The sequence below is a fragment of the Streptomyces noursei ATCC 11455 genome (assembly GCF_001704275.1).
Taxonomy (GTDB): domain Bacteria; phylum Actinomycetota; class Actinomycetes; order Streptomycetales; family Streptomycetaceae; genus Streptomyces; species Streptomyces noursei.
In genome coordinates, this window is the sequence record NZ_CP011533.1 from 1,696,493 (window position 1) to 1,721,331 (window position 24,839).

Annotated in this window: 28 protein-coding genes; 23 read left to right on the forward strand and 5 right to left on the reverse strand. The window is 68.6% G+C overall.

What is annotated here, in order from left to right:
- Nucleotides 1-134 precede the first annotated feature (134 nt).
- Entirely contained in the window at nt 135-1,178 is a 1,044-nt protein-coding gene (locus SNOUR_RS46050; RefSeq protein ID WP_159425818.1) for an HNH endonuclease, read from the forward strand.
- Nucleotides 1,179-1,565: 387 nt separating this feature from the next.
- On the opposite strand, the gene SNOUR_RS07085 is transcribed toward SNOUR_RS46050, so the two are convergent.
- Nucleotides 1,566-1,772, reverse strand: coding sequence for a C2 domain-containing protein (locus SNOUR_RS07085; protein ID WP_067344770.1), 207 nt, complete (start codon nt 1,770-1,772; stop codon nt 1,566-1,568).
- Nucleotides 1,773-2,644: 872 nt separating this feature from the next.
- Between SNOUR_RS07085 and SNOUR_RS07090 the strand changes: the two genes are divergently transcribed.
- The 8 genes from SNOUR_RS07090 to SNOUR_RS07125 all read left to right on the forward strand — a co-directional run bounded on the left by SNOUR_RS07090 (nt 2,645) and on the right by SNOUR_RS07125 (nt 8,364).
- Nucleotides 2,645-3,313 carry a DUF4913 domain-containing protein gene (locus tag SNOUR_RS07090; RefSeq protein ID WP_312632087.1) on the forward strand — a complete coding sequence of 223 codons (669 nt, stop codon included), beginning with the start codon at nt 2,645-2,647 and terminating at the stop codon, nt 3,311-3,313.
- A complete protein-coding gene (locus SNOUR_RS07095) occupies nt 3,310-3,786 on the forward strand; it encodes a hypothetical protein (RefSeq protein ID WP_067344772.1) in 477 nt (158 codons plus the stop codon). Before SNOUR_RS07090 ends, SNOUR_RS07095 begins: the two co-directional genes overlap by 4 nt.
- Nucleotides 3,783-4,451: a hypothetical protein gene (locus SNOUR_RS07100; RefSeq protein ID WP_067344774.1), complete on the forward strand. Its 669-nt coding sequence runs from the start codon at nt 3,783-3,785 to the stop codon at nt 4,449-4,451. Before SNOUR_RS07095 ends, SNOUR_RS07100 begins: the two co-directional genes overlap by 4 nt.
- Nucleotides 4,448-5,272, forward strand: a complete 825-nt coding sequence (locus SNOUR_RS07105) for a hypothetical protein (protein ID WP_067344775.1) — start codon at nt 4,448-4,450, stop codon at nt 5,270-5,272. The genes SNOUR_RS07100 and SNOUR_RS07105 overlap by 4 nt, the downstream gene beginning before the upstream one ends.
- A 22-nt stretch (nt 5,273-5,294) precedes the next feature.
- Complete coding sequence (locus tag SNOUR_RS07110) at nt 5,295-5,861, forward strand: hypothetical protein (protein WP_067344776.1); 567 nt, start codon at nt 5,295-5,297, stop codon at nt 5,859-5,861.
- Nucleotides 5,862-5,899: 38 nt separating this feature from the next.
- On the forward strand, nt 5,900-6,742 hold the full coding sequence (locus tag SNOUR_RS07115; RefSeq protein WP_067344777.1) for a winged helix-turn-helix transcriptional regulator: 843 nt from the start codon (nt 5,900-5,902) through the stop codon (nt 6,740-6,742).
- 121 nt (nt 6,743-6,863) lie between these two features.
- Nucleotides 6,864-7,805 (forward strand): SPDY domain-containing protein, encoded by a 942-nt coding sequence (locus SNOUR_RS07120; protein WP_067344778.1) that lies wholly within the window; start codon nt 6,864-6,866, stop codon nt 7,803-7,805.
- Between the two features lie 70 nt (nt 7,806-7,875).
- Nucleotides 7,876-8,364: a hypothetical protein gene (locus tag SNOUR_RS07125; protein WP_067344780.1), complete on the forward strand. Its 489-nt coding sequence runs from the start codon at nt 7,876-7,878 to the stop codon at nt 8,362-8,364.
- A gap of 4 nt (nt 8,365-8,368) precedes the next feature.
- Here SNOUR_RS07125 and SNOUR_RS07130 read toward each other — a convergent pair whose 3' ends face one another.
- Complete coding sequence (locus SNOUR_RS07130) at nt 8,369-8,641, reverse strand: hypothetical protein (protein WP_067344781.1); 273 nt, start codon at nt 8,639-8,641, stop codon at nt 8,369-8,371.
- 220 nt (nt 8,642-8,861) lie between these two features.
- On the opposite strand from SNOUR_RS07130, the gene SNOUR_RS07135 reads away from it, so the two are divergent.
- The 10 genes from SNOUR_RS07135 to SNOUR_RS42675 all read left to right on the forward strand — a co-directional run bounded on the left by SNOUR_RS07135 (nt 8,862) and on the right by SNOUR_RS42675 (nt 16,994).
- A complete protein-coding gene (locus tag SNOUR_RS07135) occupies nt 8,862-9,203 on the forward strand; it encodes an SPDY domain-containing protein (protein WP_067344783.1) in 342 nt (113 codons plus the stop codon).
- 10 nt (nt 9,204-9,213) lie between these two features.
- Nucleotides 9,214-9,429 carry a hypothetical protein gene (locus SNOUR_RS46055; protein ID WP_159425819.1) on the forward strand — a complete coding sequence of 72 codons (216 nt, stop codon included), beginning with the start codon at nt 9,214-9,216 and terminating at the stop codon, nt 9,427-9,429.
- A 336-nt stretch (nt 9,430-9,765) separates the two neighbouring features.
- Nucleotides 9,766-10,287: an SPDY domain-containing protein gene (locus tag SNOUR_RS44530; protein ID WP_067344784.1), complete on the forward strand. Its 522-nt coding sequence runs from the start codon at nt 9,766-9,768 to the stop codon at nt 10,285-10,287.
- Nucleotides 10,288-10,434: 147 nt separating this feature from the next.
- Nucleotides 10,435-10,764, forward strand: coding sequence for an esterase (locus SNOUR_RS07145; protein WP_067344785.1), 330 nt, complete (start codon nt 10,435-10,437; stop codon nt 10,762-10,764).
- A gap of 262 nt (nt 10,765-11,026) precedes the next feature.
- On the forward strand, nt 11,027-11,485 hold the full coding sequence (locus tag SNOUR_RS07150; RefSeq protein WP_067344786.1) for a hypothetical protein: 459 nt from the start codon (nt 11,027-11,029) through the stop codon (nt 11,483-11,485).
- Nucleotides 11,486-11,542: 57 nt separating this feature from the next.
- Nucleotides 11,543-12,376 carry a transposase family protein gene (locus SNOUR_RS07155; protein ID WP_067344787.1) on the forward strand — a complete coding sequence of 278 codons (834 nt, stop codon included), beginning with the start codon at nt 11,543-11,545 and terminating at the stop codon, nt 12,374-12,376.
- A gap of 674 nt (nt 12,377-13,050) precedes the next feature.
- Nucleotides 13,051-15,003: a hypothetical protein gene (locus tag SNOUR_RS07160; protein ID WP_159425820.1), complete on the forward strand. Its 1,953-nt coding sequence runs from the start codon at nt 13,051-13,053 to the stop codon at nt 15,001-15,003.
- Between the two features lie 25 nt (nt 15,004-15,028).
- Complete coding sequence (locus SNOUR_RS07165; RefSeq protein WP_159425821.1) at nt 15,029-15,613, forward strand: hypothetical protein; 585 nt, start codon at nt 15,029-15,031, stop codon at nt 15,611-15,613.
- A 16-nt stretch (nt 15,614-15,629) separates the two neighbouring features.
- Nucleotides 15,630-16,208 (forward strand): hypothetical protein, encoded by a 579-nt coding sequence (locus SNOUR_RS07170; RefSeq protein ID WP_067344790.1) that lies wholly within the window; start codon nt 15,630-15,632, stop codon nt 16,206-16,208.
- A gap of 471 nt (nt 16,209-16,679) precedes the next feature.
- A complete protein-coding gene (locus SNOUR_RS42675) occupies nt 16,680-16,994 on the forward strand; it encodes a transposase family protein (protein ID WP_312635867.1) in 315 nt (104 codons plus the stop codon).
- A 283-nt stretch (nt 16,995-17,277) separates the two neighbouring features.
- On the opposite strand, the gene SNOUR_RS07180 is transcribed toward SNOUR_RS42675, so the two are convergent.
- Nucleotides 17,278-18,735: a serine/threonine-protein kinase gene (locus SNOUR_RS07180; protein WP_159425822.1), complete on the reverse strand. Its 1,458-nt coding sequence runs from the start codon at nt 18,733-18,735 to the stop codon at nt 17,278-17,280.
- Nucleotides 18,736-18,838: 103 nt separating this feature from the next.
- Here SNOUR_RS07180 and SNOUR_RS46060 point away from each other — a divergent pair, with 103 nt between their 5' ends.
- The 4 genes from SNOUR_RS46060 to SNOUR_RS07200 all read left to right on the forward strand — a co-directional run bounded on the left by SNOUR_RS46060 (nt 18,839) and on the right by SNOUR_RS07200 (nt 22,803).
- Complete coding sequence (locus SNOUR_RS46060; protein ID WP_159425823.1) at nt 18,839-19,147, forward strand: hypothetical protein; 309 nt, start codon at nt 18,839-18,841, stop codon at nt 19,145-19,147.
- A gap of 392 nt (nt 19,148-19,539) precedes the next feature.
- Nucleotides 19,540-20,724 carry a multidrug effflux MFS transporter gene (locus tag SNOUR_RS07190; RefSeq protein WP_067344793.1) on the forward strand — a complete coding sequence of 395 codons (1,185 nt, stop codon included), beginning with the start codon at nt 19,540-19,542 and terminating at the stop codon, nt 20,722-20,724.
- Nucleotides 20,725-20,938: 214 nt separating this feature from the next.
- Nucleotides 20,939-22,495, forward strand: coding sequence for an ISL3 family transposase (locus tag SNOUR_RS07195; RefSeq protein WP_067357823.1), 1,557 nt, complete (start codon nt 20,939-20,941; stop codon nt 22,493-22,495).
- A 71-nt stretch (nt 22,496-22,566) separates the two neighbouring features.
- A complete protein-coding gene (locus tag SNOUR_RS07200; protein WP_067344794.1) occupies nt 22,567-22,803 on the forward strand; it encodes a MarR family transcriptional regulator in 237 nt (78 codons plus the stop codon).
- A 272-nt stretch (nt 22,804-23,075) separates the two neighbouring features.
- Here SNOUR_RS07200 and SNOUR_RS07210 read toward each other — a convergent pair whose 3' ends face one another.
- The gene (locus SNOUR_RS07210) at nt 23,076-24,314 is read right to left on the reverse strand and encodes a DUF6236 family protein (protein WP_067344795.1); all 1,239 of its coding nucleotides are present in this window, start codon (nt 24,312-24,314) and stop codon (nt 23,076-23,078) included.
- A gap of 109 nt (nt 24,315-24,423) precedes the next feature.
- On the reverse strand, nt 24,424-24,828 hold the full coding sequence (locus SNOUR_RS07215) for a hypothetical protein (RefSeq protein WP_067344796.1): 405 nt from the start codon (nt 24,826-24,828) through the stop codon (nt 24,424-24,426).
- Nucleotides 24,829-24,839 lie beyond the last annotated feature (11 nt).

The window sequence follows — 24,839 nt, forward strand, 5'->3', positions numbered from 1 at the left end:
CTGGAACACACCGTGGACAACACTCCTATCTCCGATGCCCTGGCTCCGCGCGCCACGGCCTCAACCTTCGACGCCCATCACGGTGCCCGTAGTTACGAATAAACTGCGCGGCGTCTAACTAAGGCGGGGGCGCATTGTCGAAGAACAAGAAGCAGGTGCGGCCGTCCAACGAGGTCCCTTCCCGCAGCGGGCGCATCGCCGTCCAGGAACTTGCGGACCTTGGTTGGACGGCAGAGATGATCGCCTACCTGCGCAAGCGGCACCAGGAGCAGCAACCGCAGCCGATGCCGTCCTTCTTGCAGCGCGCTCCACAGGCGTTCGACGCGGCATGGCTCCGTCGAACAGCCACCGAGCCGTCCGTGCGGCGCCTGGTCGTGGAAGCCGCCGCCAGGCAGCGTGAACAGCGGCGGCGTCAGGCGCAGAAGGATGCACAGCGAAGGGAGGAGCGCCGCAGACGGCAGGGGGAGAACGCAGCGCGCCAGGCTGTGCAGCAGCCCCAACCGGCCCGCACATACATTCCGCCGCCGGAGGAGCCCCGCGCCCGCAAAAAGGAGCCCAAGCCCGCGCTGCCACCACAGCAGGATCGCCGCCGGGAAGACCCTGAACCCGTGCCCAGGCACGCGGCTGCCTCGCATCCGGCACCGGACGCAAGCGAGCCTCGCAGACGCACGGAGCCGCGCGCCCGTCTCCGTGATACCGAGCCGACATCTGCCGTACCGACTGCGTTCTCCACGCCACCCCCAGCGCCAGCTCCTGAGCTTTCTGCGAGGCGAATTACGACACCGGCCACGGCGAGCGCCACCAGCCGTAGCTACCAGGAGCTCGTGAACGCCCTGGACTCCATGGGGAGCGTCAACACCCGCCGGCCATCGACCATCAACCGGCGCCAACGCTCGGCGCGGGCACGGGCTGCGGTATTGGCCCGCAGCGGAGGCTTATGCGAGAACCCTGAGTGCTCTTCGCCGGGCTTCCAGGCGGTCACCGATGCCGGGGAGCCCATCCTGGAGGTTGATCACGTGCGAGATCTCGCGCTGGACGGCGCAGACCACCCGGTGAACATGGTGGCCCTGTGCCCCAACTGCCACGCCCTCAAGACCCGGGGCACGGACCGTGAGGCGCTGCGGAAAGCGCTGGCACGGGTGGCTCGAGAACGGCACGTGGCGGCCTGGCAGACCTGAGCCGCCGGTACGTTCAAGGTCGTCGGCTTGCGGTTGGGCCCGGACGTGCACTTCTGCGCCGTCCCCCTCGATGCTGTCGATGACCACGTCCGACAGGTGAGGGAACAGGCGATCAAGCTCCGGTAACTCGTACACACATCACAACGTCACGCGGCCACGGTCAGTCACCGGTTCCCACTTGCCCTGCCAAAGCCCGTTCTCGCGTCCAACGGCATCTGTTTCCCCTGGGATTTGGGGCTCGGAGCCGGATTCATCGGGGGCGAGCTGGGCTGGGCTCTGGCAGACAGCACGTGCTGGGGGTTGGGCCGGTGGTACAGCAGAATCGGATGTCAGTAGCCAGAGGCCGCGGTTGAGCGGTGAGGGGTCTCGACCGCCGCAGACCTCCGCTCAAGCATGGCCGTTTGCCGGGTTCCTGCCACCTACCTTGATGAGCACGTTGGCATCGGTCTTACCGAACAAGCCGTCCTTGTTCGCGAGGTTGCGGGCCGCGATGACCGACACCTCAATGGTCCTGGAAGCGGCCTGAGCGGCCGGGGCGACAACGAAGGTGGCGACGACCGCCAGAATCGCGCTGATAGCAAGGTGGGATTTCATGTCCGGCTCAACGATCAGACACTCGTCGGGAAACGGCGGTCAGGGCGGGCGAAGCTGGACCTCCTCCGCCGCCGAGTCCTGTACTCCTCATAACGCCGCCACGGTCAGTTATCGGTTCACGCTTGCCGTGCCAGAGCCCATCTCGATGTCGTCCGACAACCCAAGGCCCCGACCGCCCACGACAGTCGGTAACAGCCCGAGTTCCCGCCGAAGAACCCTCGGAAATTCTGAACCCAAGGAAGTCACGGAATCAAGGGCTCGCCGAACCAGCGGCACGGCAACGGGGACATGACGCTGCCAAGCGCGGCGGCTTCGCTGCTGCCCACCCCGAGGGCGAGCGACACCAGCAGTTCAGTCCGCCGTCCGGGCAAGAGCTGGCGCCCGCCCTTGTCGGCGGCGGTCCTGCCGCTGTGGGCGGAAGCGGACCCGGGAGCCGGGGGCCCGACGGACGATGGGGAGCCTATGGATCCGCCATCACCCGATGGGAGACGCTCACCCGTCCCGCACCGGCACCCACCGACGCGGCCGGACGCCTGCGCGCCGACTTCGTGGAGTGGATGCAGGGCCTTCCCGCTGGCTGGGTGACCGCCACTCCAGGGCTTGGCCGACCGGCTCAACTCACCGCGCTCGGCAACGGCGTGGTCCCCCAACAGGCTGCCCGAGCTGTGCAGTTGCTGGCTCCGCCCTTCCCTCACTGCCCCCGCTGCACCGCGCCTTAAGGCTCAACTACCACCTTTCTCCGGCCGTACCAAATCGCGGATTCTCCGCATCCTCTTGCCCATGACGACCCGCGAACGGAGCACCGCAATGACCTCCAGAAGAGCGCGCCGCACCTCGCCCCCGCCCTGCTCACTCACTCCCTTGGATCCGCCATGTCCGACCCCAGCAAGGCCACCCCCGAGCCGTTCCGCGTACCCGACGGCGATCTCGACGATCTCGCAAGCACCCTCGCCAAGACCATGGCGGAGGTACGCCAGCACGGTGTCATCCTCGACCGCCTCGGCTCCGAGCCCGACCCCGCCCCTCAGCCCACCAGCGACACTCCGGCCGCAGAGACAGCGGACGCCGACAAGGCCGACGGCCCGACCTCGGTGTTCATCCTCGCCCTGGGCGGCGAGGCATACGCCGTCGAACTCGCCGCTCTCAGCGACTGGGTGAACTACCTGTTCCTGCCCGTCTACGGCCGGGAGATCAGCACCACCCGACCGTGGTGCGATCAGTGGCACGAGCACCCCGAGGCCGTGGCCCGGCTGCACGCGCTCTGGCTCGCGTGGCAGCAGCTCACTGACGCCGAGGCCGGCCTGTCCGGTCCTTCGACGTGGCACCGCGACCACCTCGACCAGGCCCTGGTCCACCTCCGTGCTCCCGACGGCCCCTTCGCCGCGTGCACGACCAGCCCGACCCGGCCCAACCATCGTGTGCTGGCCACCCCCGCGCCCAAGCTGGCCAACACCTCCTCGAACTCCGAGGCCGGCGTCGGCCCCAACATCACGCCGTCCGTGAGCACGGCCCAGCAGCCGAACGTTCGGAGGTCGATGTGAGCCGCGCCCGCTTCGCCTTCGCCGCGCACCCCGACGCCATCGCGGACCTGCGCGAACTCCCGGACGACATACGCGACCTGGCCCTGCTGGAACTGCAGAACCTGGTCCACGGCAGCGACGACTGCCTGCCCCTGAAGGGCCGCCTCGCGGGCTACCACAAGGTCTACGTCGACCCGGCCGTCTCCTACCGGATGGTCATCCAGTTCCGCCCGGCCCCGCCTGCCTCGACCCACAAGCGCGAGATCTACCTCGTTGCCGCCGGTACTCGGAAGGACTACGCGGTCTACCGCGCGGCCCATCTCCGAACCGGCCCCCGCCAGGACATCGAAGCAGATTCGGCGGCCGAGGCGCGCGTGCAGGCAGCACGATCCCGCTCTCCCCACGCGGTCGGCCAGACAGCGTCCCTCCCGGCCGCCGCACCTGCGGCAGCCCACCCCACCGCATCCGTCTCCCGAAAGGCCCCTCAGCGATGACCGCCGACCGCACCCCCCTGGCCCGCGCTGAACTGGCCGGACTGCTCACCGACGCCGCGCAGAGCGTCTCCGCCGTCCTGACCACCGAGTACCCCACCTCCCCCAGCCGCTCGTACCTGCATCCCGTTCTCGGCGCGCTCTCGGCAGGCCCCCAGGTGGTCTGCGAGCTGAACAACCGGCTCGAAAGGTTCGTCATCGACGAACCGCTCACCGCCACCCCCGCCGGTCTGTTCACCCTGGCGTCGTACGCCTCCGCACTCGGCTGGCTCACCGAGTCCCTCGCAGAGCTGACCGCCTCCGTGGACCAGATCTGCACGCGAGTCGGCATCCCCACCGAGCCCCCGGACCCAGCCTTCGCCGCACCCACACCGACCGAGCCTGACAGCAAGTTCGACTTCGCGTTCAGCGCGCTGGAACTAGCCGCCATCCGCACCGCCGCCGAGGCCGCCGGCCTCACCCCCGGCGACTACGTCGAGGTCCTCTCCCAGTCCCTCCTCGCTGCCTCGCGGATCACGGACGCCTGCATGGAAATCTCCAACGGCCTACTCGAAGACGCCTCCTACGTCCTCGGCGAGGCGACCGACCACGTCTGGATCGGCGACGGCCCCGACAGCCTGCCCACCCTGGTGCGCTCCCTGCTGGCCCGGATGGAGGCGGCAGAGTGAATCCCCACGACCCGGCCAAGCGGCCCGGCGCGCACTTGGTCGCCGAGGAGTTCGGCGTCGAGGACCCCTGGGCGCTGACCGACAACCGCCCGCCCCGCGACCCTCGCGACCTCGTCGGGAGGATGGTCGCCGAGGCCGCCCGCGATGTCGACGAGCTGCACCGCGAACTGACCCGCGCCGCCCAGTCCGCGATCGAGGTTCTGGAACCCATCGGGCGCGGCGAACACGCCAGCATGCACGGCTGGTACGGCATCCTGCGCACCACTGGCCCGCAGATCGAGTTGCTCGTCGCCCGCCGGGGTGCGGCCTACGAGCAACTGACCAGGGCCGTGTCCACCTACCACCGCCTTCTGCCCGAGCCCGACGCTGTGCCGGCCTCGAAGGGACCGCGTCAGAGCGTGCGCCTGGCCCCGGGGCAGGAACCGGGGCGGGACGACGACTGGGCCATCGCGGATGGTCGCCAATTCGCCGCCCTCGAAGCAGTCGAGGCAGGCGGCCTGCGCTTCCACCAGAGCGCGGTCTACGGCTACACCTGGCTCTCCGACGGGGCCGGTAACCGGTCGAAGGTGCTGGCCGAGACCGCCGAGCGGCTCCTCGCGGACGGGCTGCTGGAGAAGGACACCCGCACGTCGTCGTACCGCCCTGGACAGCTCCTGTCGCTCACATCGCAAGGCGAGGCAGCCCTCCAGGACGGGCGATCAACTGCACCACGCGTTTCCGCTGCCCTCAGCCGCAGCCACCCTGGCCCGGCTCCGGGAGTCACCGACACCGCCTCCGCGTCGCCCGTCGGCACGGCCGCGAAGCCCACCCGCACCCGCTGAACCCCGAGGAAGGAAGATCCCTATGTCCACCGCGATCTACACCCGCTACCTGGTCGAGCACCGATACGGCCGCTCGCTGGAGGAACTCCAGCGCATCGGCGCACACGGCGGTTCCAGCGATCCCGTTCTGCCGATCGTGCTGCGCCGGCTCGGCGACCTGGCTGAGACCAACGCCCAGGTCCGTGCCGCCCGGCGCAACCTGGACACGGCCTGGCAGCTCTGCCGCTCCGGCGAGCACACCCTCGACGGCCCCGTGCTGCTGCACGCGGCCGAAGTCATTGACCTCGAACGCCAGGAGCAGTCAGAAACCGAGGCGGTCTGGGACCTGCTGGACGTCCGCCTCCTGCTGGACCAGCCTGCCGCCCGCCGGCCTTCGGATCGCCGGACCGGCTCCGCTCCCGGCGATGAGGACCTGATGACCACCGCCCGCCAGGTCGCCGCATCCCTGCCCCGTCTCAACCGCGAAGCCCTGCGCCGGGGCCTGCGCGACCGAGGCATCCGCGTCAGCAACCGTCGGATCGGCACAGTGCTCCAGCGTCTTCGCGCCGAACGCGACGCCTACGAGCCCGTCCCGACCGCCCGCGCCTGACCACCCCAACCATTCTTTCCCTCACCGGAGTTATCACCATGTCCACCAACGCACAGCCCACCACTCCCCAGATCGGCTCCGTCGACGCGCAACGCGTCGAGGACGCCCTCTCCCTGATAGCGCCGAAGTGGACGACCTGGTCGGCGCAGACGCTTGCCCAGCACGGCGGCCCCATGCGCGCGCGTGACGTCGCCGCCCGGCTCCCCTTCGTCAGCGAGCAACTCGTCGGCAAGCGGCTGGCGCAGATGCACGCTGACGGTCTGGTCACCCGAGCCGAGGACCGCCACGGTGCCCCGTACCAGCTCAGCGCATTGGGCGAGTCGCTGTCTTCGGTGCACCGCGCCCTGTCGGACTGGTCTCAGACCAACCTGTCGCTCGGCAAGGTAGCCGGTGCCGAACGCGTCGAGGACGCCGTGCGGCGTCTGCATCTTCGGCATTCGACCGCCGTGATCCAGGTCCTCGACGCGGGCGGCCCCATGCGGTTCGTCCACATCGCCGAGGAGGCTGGCCTGGACAACAGCTTCACCCGGTATCGCCTCAACCGGCTTCAGGCCGACGGCCTGGTCGCCCGTACCGGACCGCGCCACGGCGACCCCTACGTCCTGACCGACGCCGGGCGGGCGCTGGGCCCCGTCTACGCAGCCGCCGAGCACTGGAGTAACCCCGTCGCCACGCGGGGGCACTCGGCACCCCCGGCCCCCGTCACGTCGGTCACCCGGACCCACACCGGCGTCCCGCTGAGGTCGGACGGCATCCGAACCACAGCGGCCCTGCGCCGGAGCGCCGCCGCGCCGAGCGCCCTGTTCAGCCACGCACCGCAGCCGCAACCGCGGGTGCCGGCGGCCGTCACCGCCCAGTCGGCCCCCTCTCGGGGCCGGTGATCCGGGTGCCGCTGAGAGCCAGCCGCGTCTCCCCGTTGCCACGGCGCCCGCGTGCAGTCGAGCAGCCCGTTCCGCTGTGCACGCGGGCGCGTTCCCCTCCTACGCCCCCGGAGCCTCGACTATGAGCACCCAGCCCTACGACCAGCATCCCTACCAAGAGGTACTGGTCAGCCCCATGTACCTGGCCGGCTCCAACGGGACCGGCGACGCCGGATTCGCCCCCGTCGCTCACTGGCCGCACCACTACCTCGACGAGGGCCCCTGCCAGCTCCTGGTCACCTCGCCCGACCAGAGGATTCGTATCGGCTGGTTCGGCGACGACTTCGAGCTGTGGAAGATCACCGCAGCCGGGGACGCCGTCTCCGCACCCAGCTGGACGGCGACCTTCAACCATGTCACACCGGCCGAGATCGTCGCCGGTCTCACCACCGCTCTGGCCCACGACTACGCCGAAGCCGACGCCTACAACGGCAACGCGCGCTTTCTGGCGAACCCGTCGTTGTACAGGGCCGACGCCGTCCGGCCACTGACCGAAGCCGGCTGGACCCGCGACGGCGGAGCCGAGCGTGGCACCGTCGAGATCATCGCCCCTGACGGACAAGCAGGCGTCCTGATCGACAACCGCCTGTCCGGCTGGGACGACGAAACCGTCACGCTGTGGGCCGGCCCACCGGGCTGGGGCACACGCGCGGAGGCGGTCTTCACAGCCCGCACCCCGTCCCACTTGATCGCCGCGACGGCAGCCGCCATGACCGATCCAGCCCCGGTGATGCGTGAGCGGCACCAGCTCGATCGCAAGATGGAGGACCTGGTCACGCTCACTCCCGTGGGCCCGACCGTCCCCCAGGTTCCTCGGGCTCCGACCCCCCTCGACGTGCGCCGCACTGCGGTCGCCCAGGCCGTCCACCGCGCCGCACGTTTCCCGCAGACAGCCGCCGACCTCCGGGTCATGGCCGCCCGCAGCCGCACCGCGACTTCGGCACAGAACCGATCGAGCAATCCCGCGCCCGCTCTCGGGGCCAGCCCGCTGGCCAGCCCGTCGACCCCACGCCGCAACCGCTGACCTCGGCTCCGGGCCTTCCGGCGCCTCACCTCTGACCGAAGCAGCACCTCCGAATATCGGGAGTTCCGCCATGCCCGACGCCACCGCACTCGACCAGGCCACAGCCATGATCGAGAAAGCCTGGGACCGCCCTATCGAAGCTCTGGAATCCCTCGCGGTCCGCCGCCCGAGCGACGACCCGCTCCTGCGCTCGGCCATGCACATCCGCTCGGCCCTGGTCATCACCGACAACGCCGTGGCCATGCACCAGGACCGTCTGCACGCCCTTACCCGGCCCGGCCACGTGCCGGCCTTCTACGACCTGGAACGGATCACCAGCTCAGCGACGGACCTTCGCGTCGCTCAAGCGGAGAGCCGTACTTCCCTGCAGGCCATCAGCCACGTGATCGAAGCACGTGAAGCCGCCGCGACCGCGGACCGGGCCCCAGCAGTTCAGCTGGCCCAGGCCGCTGTCGCCCGCTCCGGGCACGCTCCACGCGCCCTGGGCCAGGCGCCCGATCAGCCCGCTCCTTCGGCCGCTGTCGGCCCGTCGGTGGCCAGACTGAGGCCGCACCGCTGATCGGTCAGGCGGGGTCTTCGTCGCGGTGGGTTTCCCCGAACCGGGAGCCCACCGCGCGGGCCAGCTCCTCCACCGTCAGCTCGATGCACCGCCCATCCGCGATCCGGCGCTCCGCCGCGGCTTCCCCGTCGCGCAACTCCTCGGCTTCGGGCTTCATACCCACTGCCCACTGACCGTCGGCGACCATCGCGATGTCACCAACCGTCCACGGCCGCCCGGCCGCGCGAATCTTGCGCTCCAGCCCCGCTCCGTCCCAGTGTCTGCTCGACTCCGTCACGCCTTCTCCCCCTTCGACTTCGTACGGCCTTGCACCGCAACCTAGTTACGACAACTGGCCGCGCCGAACCATTCCCCGGCCCGTCGGTCCATCGCTTCCGACGGCCAGTTCGCCCACGGCAGACGCCACCTTCCGGGAAACGACTACGTACTTCGGCACACCGCATGTCAACGTACGAGTGTCGGGAAAAACCGCAGGTCAACGAAGGGATCGTCTAGTCGTGAACGCCTCCAGCACCCTCCTGCCCACTGTCGTCCGCCCCACCACGGAGGAGCGCGCCTGGCTCTCCAGCGACCACTGCGCAGGCCCGGTGCTCGACCTGGTCGGCGCGCTCGGCTGGGCGATCGTCGACACCCCGGAGGCCAACGTGCACTGCACCAGTCCGGACGGCCGCGTCTACGTCGGCTGGCTCCCCGAGGACACCGCCGCCTGGAAGCGGGGCATCGTCTGGCAGGTCCGGGTGCTTCCCACCGACGCCGAGCCCTGGGTCCAGGAGTTCGGCCTCTACACCCCCTCCGAGGCCGTCGCCGGATTCATCGCCGCCCTCGTCGCCCACCGCTGACCGTGCCTCCATGCCACCTGCTCCGAACAGCACCAACCGGCAGGAGGATCCGACCGTGCGCATGCTCTTGGCCACCCGCCCCGGCTACCGCCGTAAGTGCGCCTACGCCCGACGCTGCACTTGCTTCTACCTACCTGGCCAGTACGGCCGCCGTACCAAGACCGTGCGCCGCCGTGCTGCCCGTCGTGCCGAACGACGCCAGTGGCAGCGCGACTTCGCTGAATGACCGCGCACACCTGGTACCGACCGAGCCCGGCTGACGGATTGCAGCCCCCTATCCACGAGGAATCCACCATGCCCTTCCGCGCCCCGCTGACCAACCACCATGCCGATGGCACCGACTGCCCTGGCCGCGCGTACACGCAGCCGTCTGCTCCTGCGGCGACTGGCGGATGAAGAACCCCGGCAAGGGCTACGTCAACGAGTCCCGCAGGCGGCACCTCGCCACCCATCCGTAGCCCATCCAACTGCTGGACGTCCTGCGCGACCCGCCCCGCATCGACGCCCCCTGACCACGACCCGCCTCTTCTTCTCTACGTGCTGCTCACCCTGGAGGTACCGCATGCCGCGCTCACTCACCGTCGGCCAGCTCATCCACCAGCTCCAGACCCTGAACTCCGATCTGCCCGTCCGCCTGGCCGTCAACCCGGACTGGCCCTTCTCCCACTTCGTCGGCCGCGTCGTCGATGCCGACAACGCCGCTTTTATCGCCGAGGATGGCCAGGAGGGCTATCTGCCCCGCGCTGCCAGCACTGCCTTCGGCTGGGCGACCACCGAGCACTCGGTCGTGGAGAGTGAGCCCGCCGATTCGGACGGTGAACCGTGGTACCTCGATGGGCAAGACGCCGCGCATGTCGTCGCCGAACTGTTCGAACTTCCTGACTGGACCCTCGACGACGACAACGTCCCGGCCACGTACACCGCACCCGGCGGACACCTTGAGGTCCGCCTCGACGAGGGCGGCTGGTCTTACGAGGCGCGCAGGGAAGGCGACCCCGAACCGGCCTGGCATGCCTCCTTCGCAACCGGCGTCCCTGCCACAGCAATTCGGGCCTTCACCGCCGCCCTACTGACCGCCCCCTGACCAGGACCTCTATCCACCGCCGTCCGTGCCCCGCGCGGACAGCTTCTCCCGTTCGCCACGCACCAGGCGAACCGCCTCACGAACAGGAGTTGCAGCATCACCTCATCACCCGAAGTCTCTCCGCTGCATAGCCTTGCCCATCGGCCCATGCCGACAGGAGTACGCGGCGCGCTGGTCCAGCGCGTCTCCGCCCTTCCCGATGGACCACTCGACGTCTCCTGGCTCCCGGTGAACAGCCCCAGACTCCCACTTGGCCGCATCCGCCTTCACTGGGAGCCCGCCCACCTCGCGGGCTGGGACGTCACTGCCCACCTCGGGCTGGCCACCGCCGAGGTCCATCTCGCCTCCTGGCCCGCTGCCCCCGACAGCTGGCCTCGTCTGGTCCGCCCGACCCTCCACGAGGTCCTCGGCCTCTGCGCCGCCCTCACGGTGGCCACCGCCGCACTGGACCTCTCCAACCGCCTTGCCAATGCCTGACAAATACCGAAGGCCGCCCCGCGCCGAACCGGCAGGGGCGGCCTCGCCGTACGCCTGCCCGGGCGTTGCGTACGCTCGTTGATGGGGATCTGTGAAGCCGCGCCAACTTGATTCGGGCTGGTCAGGCGGGCTGGTGTGATGCCGTCGCGGGGGCCTTGGGCTGGTGGTGGGCGGTAGTCCATCGTCTTGATCGTCGGGCGAGAGTCACGGGCGGTCTGTCCGTTTCCAGGTCAGAGGGCTGAGCGGGTTCTAGGCTCGCGGGATGACGGAGATCAGCGAAGTCGCCGAACGCGTCGCCGCTCGCCGGGCGGAACTCGACGAGGAGGAGAAGCTCCTGGTCGAACGACTTGAGAAGGTCCGCGCGGAGCGCGAGGATCTCGCTGCGGCGATGCGAGTGTGGGAGCGCATGCACGCTCAGCTGCAGACGGAGAAGGCCGCCACGCAAGCGGTGCCTGCGCAGGTCGGCGGCCGTGGCGTGCTGCTGGTCCGGCACCGCGAGGCGGGCATCGCCGAGGACGCGCTGCCGCCGGACTACCAGCAGATCATGAAGATCGTCCGGGAGGCGGGAGGCCCGGTACGCGCCAAGGACGTCGGCACCGCGCTCGGCCTCGAAGTAGAGGTCAAGGGTCGGCTGGAGCCACTGCGCGGGAAGTTGACCAAGCTGTCGGGCCGGGGCTGGCTGCGCAAGCTGCCCGACGGGCGCTTCCAGCGCATGCCGTAGCCACGGCCGCGGGCCGTAACCGGCATTCCCTCGGCGGTCGTTGACTTCGACGTGTGCATGAAGAAGCTCAACGAGCCCGCCGGGGATACCGGCTTCCCTATCTACCAGTGCCGTCTGCCGGTGTCCCGGAAAACCAACGAATACTGCGCGGACCTGCTGCGGCGCCACCTCAAGACGATCGGTTCACGCTGGCGCCGCCGGGCGCCCGGGCGGATCGTCGTCATCGTCCTCGCCGTGCTCCGCCACGACCAGCGCATCGCCGACATGGCCGGCGGCAACCAGGTCGGCGAAACGACCGTACGACGCTGGCGAGATGAGCTGACTGCCCTGCTCGCCGCCCGTGCACCGCGCCTGGACCGAGCCCTGAAGAACATCGCCCAGCGGGGCGGGGAAGTCGTCCTGATCGACGGCACCCTCATCCCCACAGTCCGTCGCACCGGCAAGGACAACCGGCCCAACTACTCGGGCAAACACCGACGTCACGGCCTGCACTTTCTTGCGCTCACCGACGAGAAGGGCCGCCTCATCTGGATCTCCGCGGCGCGCCCCGGCCGCACCCATGACATCACCGCGGCCCGCCGCGACCACATCCTCGAGCATCTGCGCACCGCCGGTCTCGGCACCCTGGCCGACCTCGGTTTCCTGGGGCTGGACGACGACGATGCCCAGCCCGTCGTCGTCACCGGCTACAAAGCCACCCGCGCCCGCAAGCTCACCCCCGGCCAAAAGGAGGCCAACCGCGTCCTGGCCGCCTCACGCGCTCCCGTCGAACACGGCTTCGCCCACCTCAAGATGTGGCGCACCCTCGCCAAGCTCCGTACCGATCCGGCCCGCGCCACCGACCTTGTGCGAGCCCTGCTCGTGCTGACGAACCTCGAGGTCAACCGCTGACAGACGATCAAGGGCACAGACTGTCGCTCGCGAACCGCGTGAGCATGCCCTTCACCGATCACGCCACCTCGCTGACCTGCGACTTCAAGTTGGCAGGGCATCACTGATCGAAGCTCGGAGTCCCGACCTGCAGGGAAAGTAGACTGATGTCGAGCTTCCGGTGATCCACCCCCACCAGCCCCGGAGGCCCAGCGCACCTGCATCGCCCACCGCTGGGCGACGGCGCTGGACCGGACCTTCCCGATGAGCGAGTCTGGCATCCGCCGCGGGCGCGCGCTGCTCCAAGAGCCCGACTCGGCTGAGCTCGCGGTTGAGAGCTCGACGCGCCCCTCCGGGCTAGCCGGACTGGCGCGCGTGGGCCGCGGATCGGTGGCTTTCCCTCGCCTGACCGCCGGGCTGGCTGCAGCAGCGAGCCGAACTGGAACCTCACGGCCCGAAACCGGGGCTCGCGTGAATGAATCGCGACAGATCTGCGGCTATCGCCCAAGTCATGGGCGCCACAAGCAAGTTGCCGACACAATGACCGCATGCGTAGTCGTTTCGTGAGCCTGCTGGCAGTGCTCGTTGGGCTGGCTTGCCTCCTCACCGGTCCGTCCACGGCCGCTGCGGGCGCTCCCTCGCTTACAGTCCGAGCCGCGTCCGGCTCGTCGGCTCAGGCCCCTTACGGCGATCCGATGTTCTCGTACGTTTACGAGGGGAGGGTTTTCGACGGTTACGACTCCAAGGACCGTGCGGCCGTGAACTATGCCGTCGCCTGGCTCCGGGTCACGGACTACACGGCCGCCGAGCTGAGGATCTTCGACAAGGAGCTCTACTCCCGCTTCGACCGGCACCGCGGCGAGTGGAACGACGCGATCTACCGCAAGGTCCGTACCGCGGCCGAGATCGAGCAGCAGGATCCCGGACTCTTCGCCCAGCTCAAGAAACTCGGCTTGCAGCCCGGCGACGTGACCTTGCAGGTGGTTGCCAGGAGCGCCCGGTACCGCGGCGAAGCCGTCGGCCATTCCGAGGAGCTCATCCTCAGGCGCCTGGGAGAGATCGAGTACACCTTCAAGCGGCTCAAGGAGGGCGCCTCCCACGACCAGATCGACTCGGAGCTGCAGACCAAGAACGGGGTGGACATCACACCCGAGCGGCTCATTGGAGGAGCCTCCGAGCGGGAGCCCTGCGACTACGCCGGCGGGCCGCGCTGCGCCCGGTACTCCAAGGGCATGAGGTTCCTGGTGCCCTACGGGACCAAGGAGGAGCAGGGGAAGGCGACCGGCCGTGTCCAGGACCTGATCCAGAAGCAGAACGAATGGCGGGACCAGAACGGGGACGGGCTGTTCGACCCGCCACCGCGGAAGTCCTCCGGCCGCAAGGCCGCTCCGCGGGGAAGCGGCGGCTCAAGGTCGCCGCGGCAGCTGATGGCCGGCGCCACGATCGGCGCCCCGGGCGGTATCGACTTCTCGACCGTCGAGTTGCGGCACCTGTCTGCCTACCCGGGCGATCGGCTCGGATTCAGCTACGAGTTCACCGCGCAGGCGAGTAGTGCGGAGCACGCCGATGCCGGTTCGCAGAGCCTGCGCGGAGCTTCCGACTCGTTCTACGTATGGCTGGCCCTTCCGACGTCGACGTTCTGGGTGAACCTGAATCCCAACGAGCCAGACCGGATCATCGATAAGCGGCTCGGCGGCACCGATGTCGGGAGGATCCTGCTTGAGGCCGACGATCGGCTGAAGAAGGTCGATGCGGATCTGATCTACCAGGACAACGAGGTCGCGAATCGGTTCCGGCAGCGCCTCCAACGCTTACGTCACGTCGGCGCATGCTACGACCAACGCCTATGGATCACCCCCGGGCCGGCCGACGTCTACAGCGAGGGGGACGACTTCTACATCCTGAACGCCCCGTTGGAGGTGAAGGCGGAGATCGACGACATCGGGAATTCCGGGAACCGCAGTCACGCGGGGTGCCCCAGCCAGCCCGCGGACGTCTCGGCGGCCATCGACGCCGCCTACAACGACATCGTCCTGCCCCAGGTTGTTCGCGAGGTCAACGAAAGCCCTGAGTACGCAGCCTTGCGACGGGTCTATCTCACCCGGGTCGCCGCCGAGTGGGTCCGCCAGCGGGCGGCTCTTCATGAGACGGGCTTCGAGTATGTCATCGACAGCGGCGACGTATCGAAGTGGCCGGCCCGGCAGGGGTGGTCTCCGCAGACGATCTTCAAAGGCTACGTGCGGAACTACGAGCAGCAGGTGTCCTGCTTTCAGCGCCGGTGCACGCGCGAGGAGATCTACCGGATCAAGACCGGTGGGGTCGACTTCGGCAGGGTCGTCGAGCGCAACGTGAGCAAGCAGGACTTCGAGGCTAGATGGCGAAGCCTGTCGGCTGGCCGGACGCACGTGAAGGGCGCGAGCGTGTCCCAGTCGAAGTCCGGCACCGAGGTCGCGCCGGTCAAGCCCGAGGGCCCGACGTCGTCGGGCCCGTGGGGGCTGCTCTCGGACCTTGCCGGGTCCAACCGGAACCTGGGGATCGAACTGATCGTCGCCGGCATGCTGGCCCTGCTGGTCGGCTGGCGGATTCTCGACCGTCGTCGCCCGACCAAGCCCGGCCCACCAGGCGATGACAGTTCAGGGAAGTCCTGATCGGTCGGCCTGGAGGAGTCCGCCCATGACAACGCCATCGAGTCCCGCCTCACCGCCCCGGACTCGTACGTCCATACTGCGCGACCGGCGCAACTGGATCGCCTTCGTCGTCGGCCTGGCGGTCGTCGTGACCGGAGCCGTCCTAGTGTGGCCGCGGGACGGCGGCCACCTCCCGGAGACGCCGAAGGACTTGTGCGCGTTCATCGGCAGGGACGCGATCGCGAAGTACGTCCCCAGCCCCAAGCTGAGCAAGCCGGATGCCGACTACACGTTCTGTTCCGCCGACTCACCGTCCGGCTTCTACCTCGGGATACACCTCAACCGGTGGAGCAAGTCGCCCGTCAAGGACTTCGCCAAGACGTGCCGGAGGGCGAGCTCCCTGGCCATCGACATCGACGGCCGCGCCCTGAAACGCTCCGAAACGGCCGAGTTCGGTGACCGGATGTGCGGCGTCATCGTGCACAGCGAGTACCAGCACGAGGTCTTCGTGCACACCGTTCAGGGCGGTGATCTGATCGACATTGAGTACAGCATTCCGCCGGAACGACAGCAGGACACCTTGCAGAACGCTGTGGAACTGACCCGGCTGGTGCTCGCCAAACTGCGATGACAGGAGAGATCCACACATGACAGAACCGGCAGAGGTCGCCGCACCGACCAAGCCACCGCTTCGACGGGACCGGCGCACCTGGATCGCCATCGCGGCCGGGGTGGCCGTGATCGCCGCTGGCGCCGTTCTCGTGTGGCCGAAGGGCCACAAACCAGAGGTGACCGACGATCTCTGCGGCGTAATCGGCGCCGAGACACTGGCCGACTACGCCCCGAACAACAAATTCGAGTCCGACAAGATTCCCCCCGACATCGCCGCATGCGATGGGCATTCTCCCCCGGGCGGCTACAAGCTCACCATCAAACTCGACCAGGACGGCGGCCGCAACGGCATGTACGCCGACCTCTGCCAGAAGATGAAGTCACACGAGGAGCGCCCCGAGAATCTGATCAAGCCATCTGAAACCGCCGAGTTCGGCGACAAACTGTGCGGATGGATGTTCACCGAGCACAACCTCCCGAACTCCACCGACCTCTACGTCGTTCATGGCGACGACATGGTCACCATCAGGTACGACGGCGGGACCGGGAGCAGGGACCGCCAACTGCAGCGGACGCTCAACCTGACCCGGTCCGTCCTCACAGCGCTCAAGTAGTTGTGCGGGGCGTTCCGGACGAGCTGGCTCAGGCCGGACCGGGTGCTCGCGGGCGACGCGTACCGAGGCCCTCAGGGCGCGGGTCCGCCAGTGGGCCGGAGGACCGCGGCTGGGTGGACGTGACGGCGGAGTTCGACACCCCGCCCGTGCTGTTCGACAGCGGCAACCCGCTGTAGGACAAGGCGCTCGGCCACCTTGGCGCGGATCCCAGGCAGCCGATGGTGGTCTTCCACCTGTGGAACGGCGGCACGCCTGGTGCCGAGCCGTGGCCGCCTGAGCACGAGCAGCCGCTCCTGCTCGCCGTGCACCACGGCGACGGCCCGTGCCGGCGGACTTCACCTTCACCCCGGAGGGGCTGCGGCGGAAGCTGGCCTACAAGGGCCTAGCGGCGCTTGCGGGGGTCTTCCTCGGCCCGGGCGGCGAGGTACTCGGCCCAGTCGCGTCTGGCGTAGGTGACCCAGCGGCACCCTGATCCGCACCCGGCGCCGCACTGGAGCGGACAACCGGCGCTACTACAGCGGGAAGCACAAGGTCCACGGCCTGTTCTTCCTCCCGCTCACCGACGACAAGGGCCGCCTGCTGTGGATCTCCGCAGCTCGCCCGGGACGCTGCTCGGAGATCACCACCGCTCGCTACAACCACCTCGTGGAGCAGCTGCGCGCCCATGAGCTGGGCGCCGTCGGCGACCTCGGCTTCACCGGCCTGGACGACGCCTGGGACAACCCGGTGGTCATCACCGGCTACAAGGCCGCCCGCACCAAGCCGCTCACTTCGGCGAAGAAGTAGGTCAGCAAGCTGATCGCGTCAGTGCGCGCGGTCTGCGAGCACGCCTTCGCGCACGTGAGAACTGGCGCGTGCTCACCAAACTCCGCCTGGACGTGCGGCACGCCACCACGCTCCTGCGCGCCCTTCTCGTCCTGACGAACCTCGAAGTCACCCGCTGACAGACGATCTTCACGCCGGACAATCGCCTACAACCAGCACGAGGACACGACCAACGACTCACACAGTGGAGGGCCGCATTCTCACGTCGAGTGTTGTCCCGACGCGAGGGGCCCGTTGACGTGTGTCAGGGCAGGCTGGACGGACCGTTGTACAGGTTCCCGGCGTAGTGGGAGAGCGCGGCCATCACGCGACCCGTGTCGCTTGCGGGGATGCCGCGTCCGACGAATACCTCGGCGTTGCCTTCGCTGTCGATCGCGACCGGGTGTTTCGATCGCCACTTCGTATCGGACACTCGTTCCGGGCGGACGGTGGCAACCAGTGTCACGGTGCTGCCGGATCGCTTGAGCTTCACCGCTTTCAGTTCACCCCACTTGTACGTGGCCGATAGCTCGCCGGTCATGGTCAGTCCGCCGGGGGTGACCGTGAGACTGTCCAGATCGCGGAACAGCCACTTCCAGGCGCCTTGCATCCAGCCGTATGCGTAGCCGCCGAACGAGCCGCCCAAGACGCCGTACAGGACGCATTGGCCCACTCCGACGTTGGGGTACGCAGGCATGCCTTGGAGTCCCAGCACCAGCCCGAAGATCGTGCCCAGCACCCCGAAGAATATGCCGAAGAAGTTGGCCCGTCTGATGGCGTGTGCCTCGACCGTCTTCATCCGATCGCTGGTGATCGTCGCGGGTTCGCTGAACGAGGGGCGCGCGGGCTCCTTCCTCAGGGTGTGCGCCGTGGTGATGACCTTGGTGGGCGTGCTGGCCGTGATGGAGGTATCCGGATCGGCCCGGAGCAGGGCGCGGGCGGCGGCGGCATCGGGCCGCTGGGTGGGTTCCTTCTCCACCAGTCTCAGCAGAAGCGGGCCGAGTCGCCCCGAGTGCCGGGGCGGCCGGGGCTCCTGGGTCAGGGCCGCGACCGGATTCTGGCGCGGGAAAGGCGGTTCGCCCTCGACCGCCTCATACAGGGTCACCCCGAGGGCGAACAGGTCAGCCGCCGCGCCCGGTTCGGCACCTTGCCACCGCTCGGGTGCCACGTAGCCGGGCGAGCCGACGACCATGCTGGAGGCGGTGAGCGTGGCGTCGGTGGGAGCGATGGCGATGCCGAAGTCTGTGAGCAGCACCTGCCCGCCAGCGTCCAGCAGCACGTTCGCAGGTTTGACGTCGCGGTGCACAATGTCCGCCTTGTGTGCTGCACCCAGGGCCGACAGCATTGCCTCGGCAATCCTGGTGACCTGGTCGACCGGCAGGCGCCCGTGCTGCCGCAGCTCCTCGGCGAGCGAGTGGCCGTCGACGAACTGCATCACGATCCACGGACTGCCGTCGTGCTCAAGGGCGTCATGGACGGTGACGATGTTGGGGTGGTCGCGCAGCCGGGCCGCGTGCCGGGCTTCCCGCACTGCGCGGGCGATGCGTTGCCTCTGCTCCTCAGGCGTCGCCGGGCCCGGAAAGCGCACTTGCTTCAGGGCGACCTCGACGTTCAGATCCTCGTCACGGGCGAGCCACACCTGGCCGAATCCCCCGATCCCGAGGGTGCGGATTAGCGTGTAACGGCGCCCGATCACCTCGCCAGTGCTAGTCGTGTCCCCCATAGCACCCTCCGTGGATGGCCAAACTGCCTTCCAGCTCCGTGTGTTAATGCCCAAGCACGCGACTGCCAGAGGCATCGTAGCGGTGAGGTATCTTCGCCGGAAGATGACTTTGCGGCTGCCGTTCAGCAGCCGCAGCACACCGCCGCCCGCACTCACGGCCCACCCAGTTGGCGACCTCGGCTTCGTCAACCTGGACGACGACCCAGACAATCCAGTGGTCATCACCGGCTACAAGGCCGCCCGCACCAAGCCACTCACCCCGGCGAAGAAGCAGGTCAACAAGCTGATCGCGTCCGTCCGCGCGGTCTGCAGGCATGCCTTCACACACCTGAAGAACGGCACGTGTTTACCAAACTCCGCCTGGACTTGCGGCACGCTACTACCCTCCTGCGCGTTTCACACTGACAGATGATCTTGATCTCAGACAGCCACCTCCGACCAGGACGAGTACACGACTCGGCTCCCACGCCAGCCCCATCACCAGCAACTTCAAGATGGTGGATCTTCTGTGATTTCGGCCGGAGCCGCTCGCTGCCCCCACTTCGTTGTGGGTTGAAGCAGTAGACGGCGGCCGTCTCGCCAAGGCCCTCCCTGCGCGGTGTGCTGATGCACCGCTGGGGCTGACGGTCTAGGGCCAATGACCTCGCACTCCCGGTCCTGCGGACGATACGGAATAAGGGTTTCCGCTTCTACGGTCGGAGTCCAGGACAGCGGCAGATTCGTGCCCGCCCCCGTCTGGCTGTGCGCGGCTGGACGGGGGCGCCCGCTGTCCGGTACCGCTCGTTCGTTGGTCTGGAGTGTGGGATGCCCGTCCTGATTGCAGCCTTGGGGCTGCTCGCCTTTGTCATGCCGTTGGCAACGGATATGTACCTGCCTGCTCTGCCGCAGATGGCAGGTGATCTGCACGCCGACGCCTCGGGCATCCAGCTCACGCTGACCACCTTCCTGATCGGCATGGGCCTGGGGCAGCTGATCCTGGGCCCGCTCTCCGACCGTTTCGGCCGACGGGTGCCGTTGCTGGCGGGCAGCGTCGTGTGCGCAGCGGCCACGGCGCTGTGTGCGCTGGCCCCGTCGCTGGGCTGGCTGGTGGTGCTGCGGTTCCTCCAGGGCTTCGGGGGTGCCGCCGGCGTGGTGATCGGGCGGGCGGTGATAGCCGACGTGGCCACGGGAGAAAAAGCGGCGAAGCTGTTCGGCATCGTGATGGCTCTCAACGGCCTCGCACCCGTGATCGCCCCGGTCGCGGGGGGCGCCGTGATCGAAGCCAGCGGTTGGCGCACGGTGTTCTGGGTGCTGGCTGCCGCCACTGTCCTTGCCTTGGCGGCTGCGGCCGTGGCGGTGCCCGAAAGCCTCCCCCTGCACCAGCGCCGCACCGGGGGCGCCGCTGCCACGATCCGCGCGGTGCGTGAAGTACTGGCAGACCGGTCGTACCTGGGCTACACGCTGTCCTTCGGCTTCTCCCTGGCCGTGCTCTTCTGCTACCTCGCCGGTGCCTCGTTCCTCTTCCAGAACATCCTCGGCCTGAGCATCGGGGAGACCTCCGCGGCCTTCGCCTCCACCGGCATCGTCGGCGCCCTGGCCACAGTGGCCATCACCAAACTGGTCGGCCGCTTCACTCCGACCGCGCTCCTGCGAGCCGGGCTGTACGCCATGCTCGCCAGCTCCGCCGCCCTGACCGTGCTCGCCTTGAGCCACGCCCTCACCCTGGCGTTCGCTCTCGGACTGGTCTACGTGGCGCTCGTCGGGATCTGCCTGGTGACCGTCAACGCCACGGCGCTCGCCCTGGACCGTGTCCCTCAGGCGGCCGGTGCCGGCTCGGCCGTTCTGGGAACCGGGCAGGGCCTGCTGGGCGCGGTGGCCGCCCCGCTGGTCGGCCTGGGCGGTGCGCACACCGCGGTCCCCATGTTTCTGGGGATGACCTGTTCCGCCGCCCTCGCATTCCTGCCCCTGAGGCTCACCAGGTCCACTCCCGCTCCACAGTTCGGCCCTTGAGCATCCATGCCCGGCGCTCGGGTGCAGAAGCCTCCGCCGCGCTGGGGAGACGAGTGAGCGGATCCGTCCCACCCCTGAGCAAGAGCTGGGGAGATTCAAGGCTCTGGCCGCAGTTTCGTGAAGGTCATGGTCAGGGGTGGGAACGAGGGATCGTTTCAGCACGGTGTTCCCTGCCGTGGCGAGCAAGATGATCGAGGATGTGCTGTTTGCGGGGATGGATGTGCGAGTGGTGCGCGTCAATGATGTCTCCGGCGGCCTGGTGCTGGAGGCGGAGTCCACGGGGCGTCCGGGTCGGTGCCCGGACTGCCGGAAGCGGGCGGATCGCGTGCACAGTTCGTATCAACGCTCCCTGGATGAGAGGCCGTTGGGTCCGCGTCAGGTCACGGTCCGGCTCCGGGTGCGACGGTTCTTCTGCGATCGATCAATCTGTTCGCGCCGGACGTTCGTCGAGCAGGTCGGCGGGCTGACCGAGCGGTACCGCCGGTCAAGCGTCGGGATGACGGGCTGGCTCTGGTCGATCGCGGTGGAGCTGGGCGGCCGTCCGGCCGCGCGGCTGTGCCGCAAGCTGCGGATGGCCGCGGGCCGGACCCGGCTGCTCAGGCTGCTGACGCCGCCGCCTGTGCCGGACCGTGCCCCGCGGGTCCTGGGGGTGGACGAGTTCGCCTTCCGCAAAGGCTGCACGTACGGCACTGTGCTGGTCGATGTGGAGGCCAGCCGGGTCGTGGATGTGCTGCCCGACCGCACATCAGAGACGTTCGCGGCCTGGCTCAAGGACCATCCCGGTGCGGAGATCATCTGCCGTGACAGGGCTTCCGCCTACACGAAGGCGGTCAAGGAGGCAGCCCCGGACGCCCTGGAAGTAGCCGATCGCTGGCATTTGCTTCAAAACTTGTCTGCCGCGATGGAGAAGACCTGCCACCAGCACCGCGACTGCCTGCGCAAACACGCAGAACAGGAGACAGTGACGAACGCACCGGAGTCGCCACCGATGCCGATGCCGCCCGCCGAGCTGCCTGGCACCCAGATCATCGAACGGACCCGTCACCGCTACGAGGACATCCACCGCCTGGTGGAGCAAGGCTGGTCGATCAGCGCCATTGCCCGGAGGCTGAACCTCGACCGCAAGACCGTGCGCCGCTTCCGCGATACCGACCTCGACCAGCTACTGGCCTCCGCTCGCGACCGCCGGCCCAACGGCGTGCTGGAACCGTTCAAGGCATACCTCAACGCTCGTTTCACCGAGACCCAGGGCCAGGCCAGCGGCACCCGCCTCTTCCACGAAATCCACGAACGCGGCTACCGAGGCAGCCGCCAGGTCGTCCGCAAACACCTTGCCGCCCTCCGGGCGGGCACCGCCGCACCGGTCCGAGCCGACATCCCCAGCCCCCGCAAGATCACCTCCTGGATCATGCGGCCCCGTGACACCCTCACCGACAGCCAAGAGGAGCGATTGCTCCAAGTCCGGCTCGCCTGCCCCGACATCACCCGCGCCTGCGATCTCGCCCGCACCTTCGCCGACCTCATCCGCCACCAACGTGGATACCTGCTGCTGCAGTGGATCCGTCAGGCCGAACAGGACGCTCCCAAACCGATGCAGAGCTTCGCCGGCTCCCTCCGACAGGACCTCGACGCCGTCACCGCCGGCCTCACCCTCCCCTGGAGTTCCGGCGCCGTCGAAGGCCACGTCAACAGGGTCAAAACGCTCAAGCGAGCCATGTACGGACGGGCCTCATTCCAACTTCTCCGCACCCGCATCCTCACCCAACCATGACCTTCACGAAACTGCGGCCAGAGCCAGATTCAACGAGCGCCATCATCCGTCACTGACGAACGGAGGAGACGATGGTCGACGACCAGCAGCTCTGGGGGTACCCGAAGGTCGCCACCCACCTGGGCATCAGCGTCCAAGCCGCCCGCAGCCGCAAGAGCCGGGGCAGCCTGCCGGAGCCCGACGACACCAGCGTGCCGGACCGGCCGCGCTGGAGGCCCGCCACCATCCAGGGCTGGCAGCCGGTCGGCCGGGGGTTCCGCAGCGACTTGCACGGCACAGCCCAGCACGACAGTGCCGAATCCGGCTGACTGGCAGCCAGACCCGCCGTAGGCCGCAGCCATGGCGACCGGCTCGCCGATGCCGTCCCCCGCCGTTCCCCTCGCCTGACAACGCCGTGCTCCGGTTGATCGTCGGCAACGCCATCGCATCGGTCCACAGCGGCGAAGCCTCGGTGGAGGAGGCGAGCCTCCACGCGGCCGTTCATGGCTGGTACGAGGGCCACATTCAGGGCGAGGACGAGTGCCCTGGATGTGACTTCCGGGGCGAGTTGCCCAAGCACAGCAACCGTGGTTGAGCGCGGCTAGATTGCGGAGCCCGCAGCGCGGCCAAGCGTTCGCGCGACTCGCCGCACCAGTGTGGTCGGCTTCAGGTTCCGTTCCACTCTGAGCAGGTAGCTGACCGGAGAGCCACTGAGCTGAGCATCGCGGGCCTCCACCGTGGCTTGGCGCAGGGTTGCGGCGGCGACCGCGAGGCTTCCTGCGGCGATCGGCACGTTGCCTGCCCAGCCGCTCGCCGCAGCGGCGAGGGCGGGCAGTTCGAACTTGTAGTTCAGCGCGCTGTAGAAGGTTTTGAGGCCGAGGCCGCTCATGGCCTTCCGCAGGTTCTCAAGAGGCAGGGCAATGCTCTCGTCGAACTTCAGCCGAAGGTGCTGCTCGAACGCCGCCCGGTCTTCGATGCCGTCCACCTGCTCTCGTAGATCCGCCGCAGCCTTGTCGACCGCTTGGGTAAAGGCATGGAATTCCGCTCGGTGATCCCTCCGCAGTTGGATGATCTTCGCCACAGGCACCGACCGCAGATCGTCCGGGAGCACGCATTGCACGGCCATCAGCCCGAGTCGTGTTGTCTCGTCGGTGCCTGCTGGTCGGGGCGGCTCGCCCAACATGGCGGCAGCGATCCGGTCGCTGTCCCAGCCGTCCGTGGCGCTGTGGGCCGCCACCTGGTCGGTGATCGGCGCGTACCTCGTACGGCGGGCGAGCTCCTCGGTGAGCACGCACTTATAGATCCAGGCCAGGACCGGGTCCATGGCCAGCCACGTCACGTCCGCGAATCTGGCAATGCGCGACCGCATGGCCGGTACAGCGAGACCGGCACCGCGAAGAGCATCCGCAAGCCGTGGGTCTACTTCGTGCGGGTACAGGCCGGCGAGGGGGCGTTCGTCGCGCGGAAGCGTTCGCAGGTCGTCAGGTGCGGTCGGCTCCGCGTTGACGATGCGCTGTCCCATCAACAGCTCAGGTTCGTTCCCCTGATACGCGCGGAACGGTCGGGTGTCAGCAGTTGCCAGAAATCGCTGCCTCAGTTCGCCGCCGTGATCCTCGACAGCCTTCAGGAAGGTGGGGGCGACAGCGGCTGCGGCTTCCCTGGGGTCCACGTCGGTGACGAAGTCCAGCTCGTAGCGCAGGGCCTTGACCAAGTCCGGGTCGGTGACAGGAAACCCAGGGGGGACTACTCGGGCAAGGCCCGGCCAGTAAAGGGCGGCGGCCTTGATCCACCGCTCATCACGGAAGTGCACGTACGGGTAGTAAAGGCCGATCCGCTGCACTGCTGCCCTTTCACCGCGCTCTCTCGGCCTCACCGGATGCGTCCGGGGGCCGACAGCATGCTACGCAAACAGTGTTCGCCGCTCGTGCATGGAGCGGAACCGCACTGCTCTACTCCAGGTAGGTGCCGGCGAAGGCGCCGTCGAAGCCGAGTGCGATCAGGCCCTGCTCGACGCTGGGGTAGGTCGTTCCGTCCGGGATGGCGACCATGGCGTCGAAGTCGGCGCGGCTGATCTCGGGTTCGAGCCACTGGTTGCTGCAGCGGCAGCGGACCCAGACGTTGCGGCCGTGGTTGATGAGGAGCCAGTCGCGCCGGGCGCGGCAGGCCGAGCACATCACGGGAATCCCACGAAGGGACAGCTCGCGCGGATGGCTGAGGCAGCGCGTCGCGCCGGGTCCGCTGGGGGGCTGCGTCTCGTACTGGAGCTGCAGCAGGGGATCGCTTCCGGCGGGGACGGCGGGCAGGACGGGGGTCGGCTCTACGTGGTGGTCGGTCGTTCTGAGCACGAGCGTCATCTCCCGGTCGA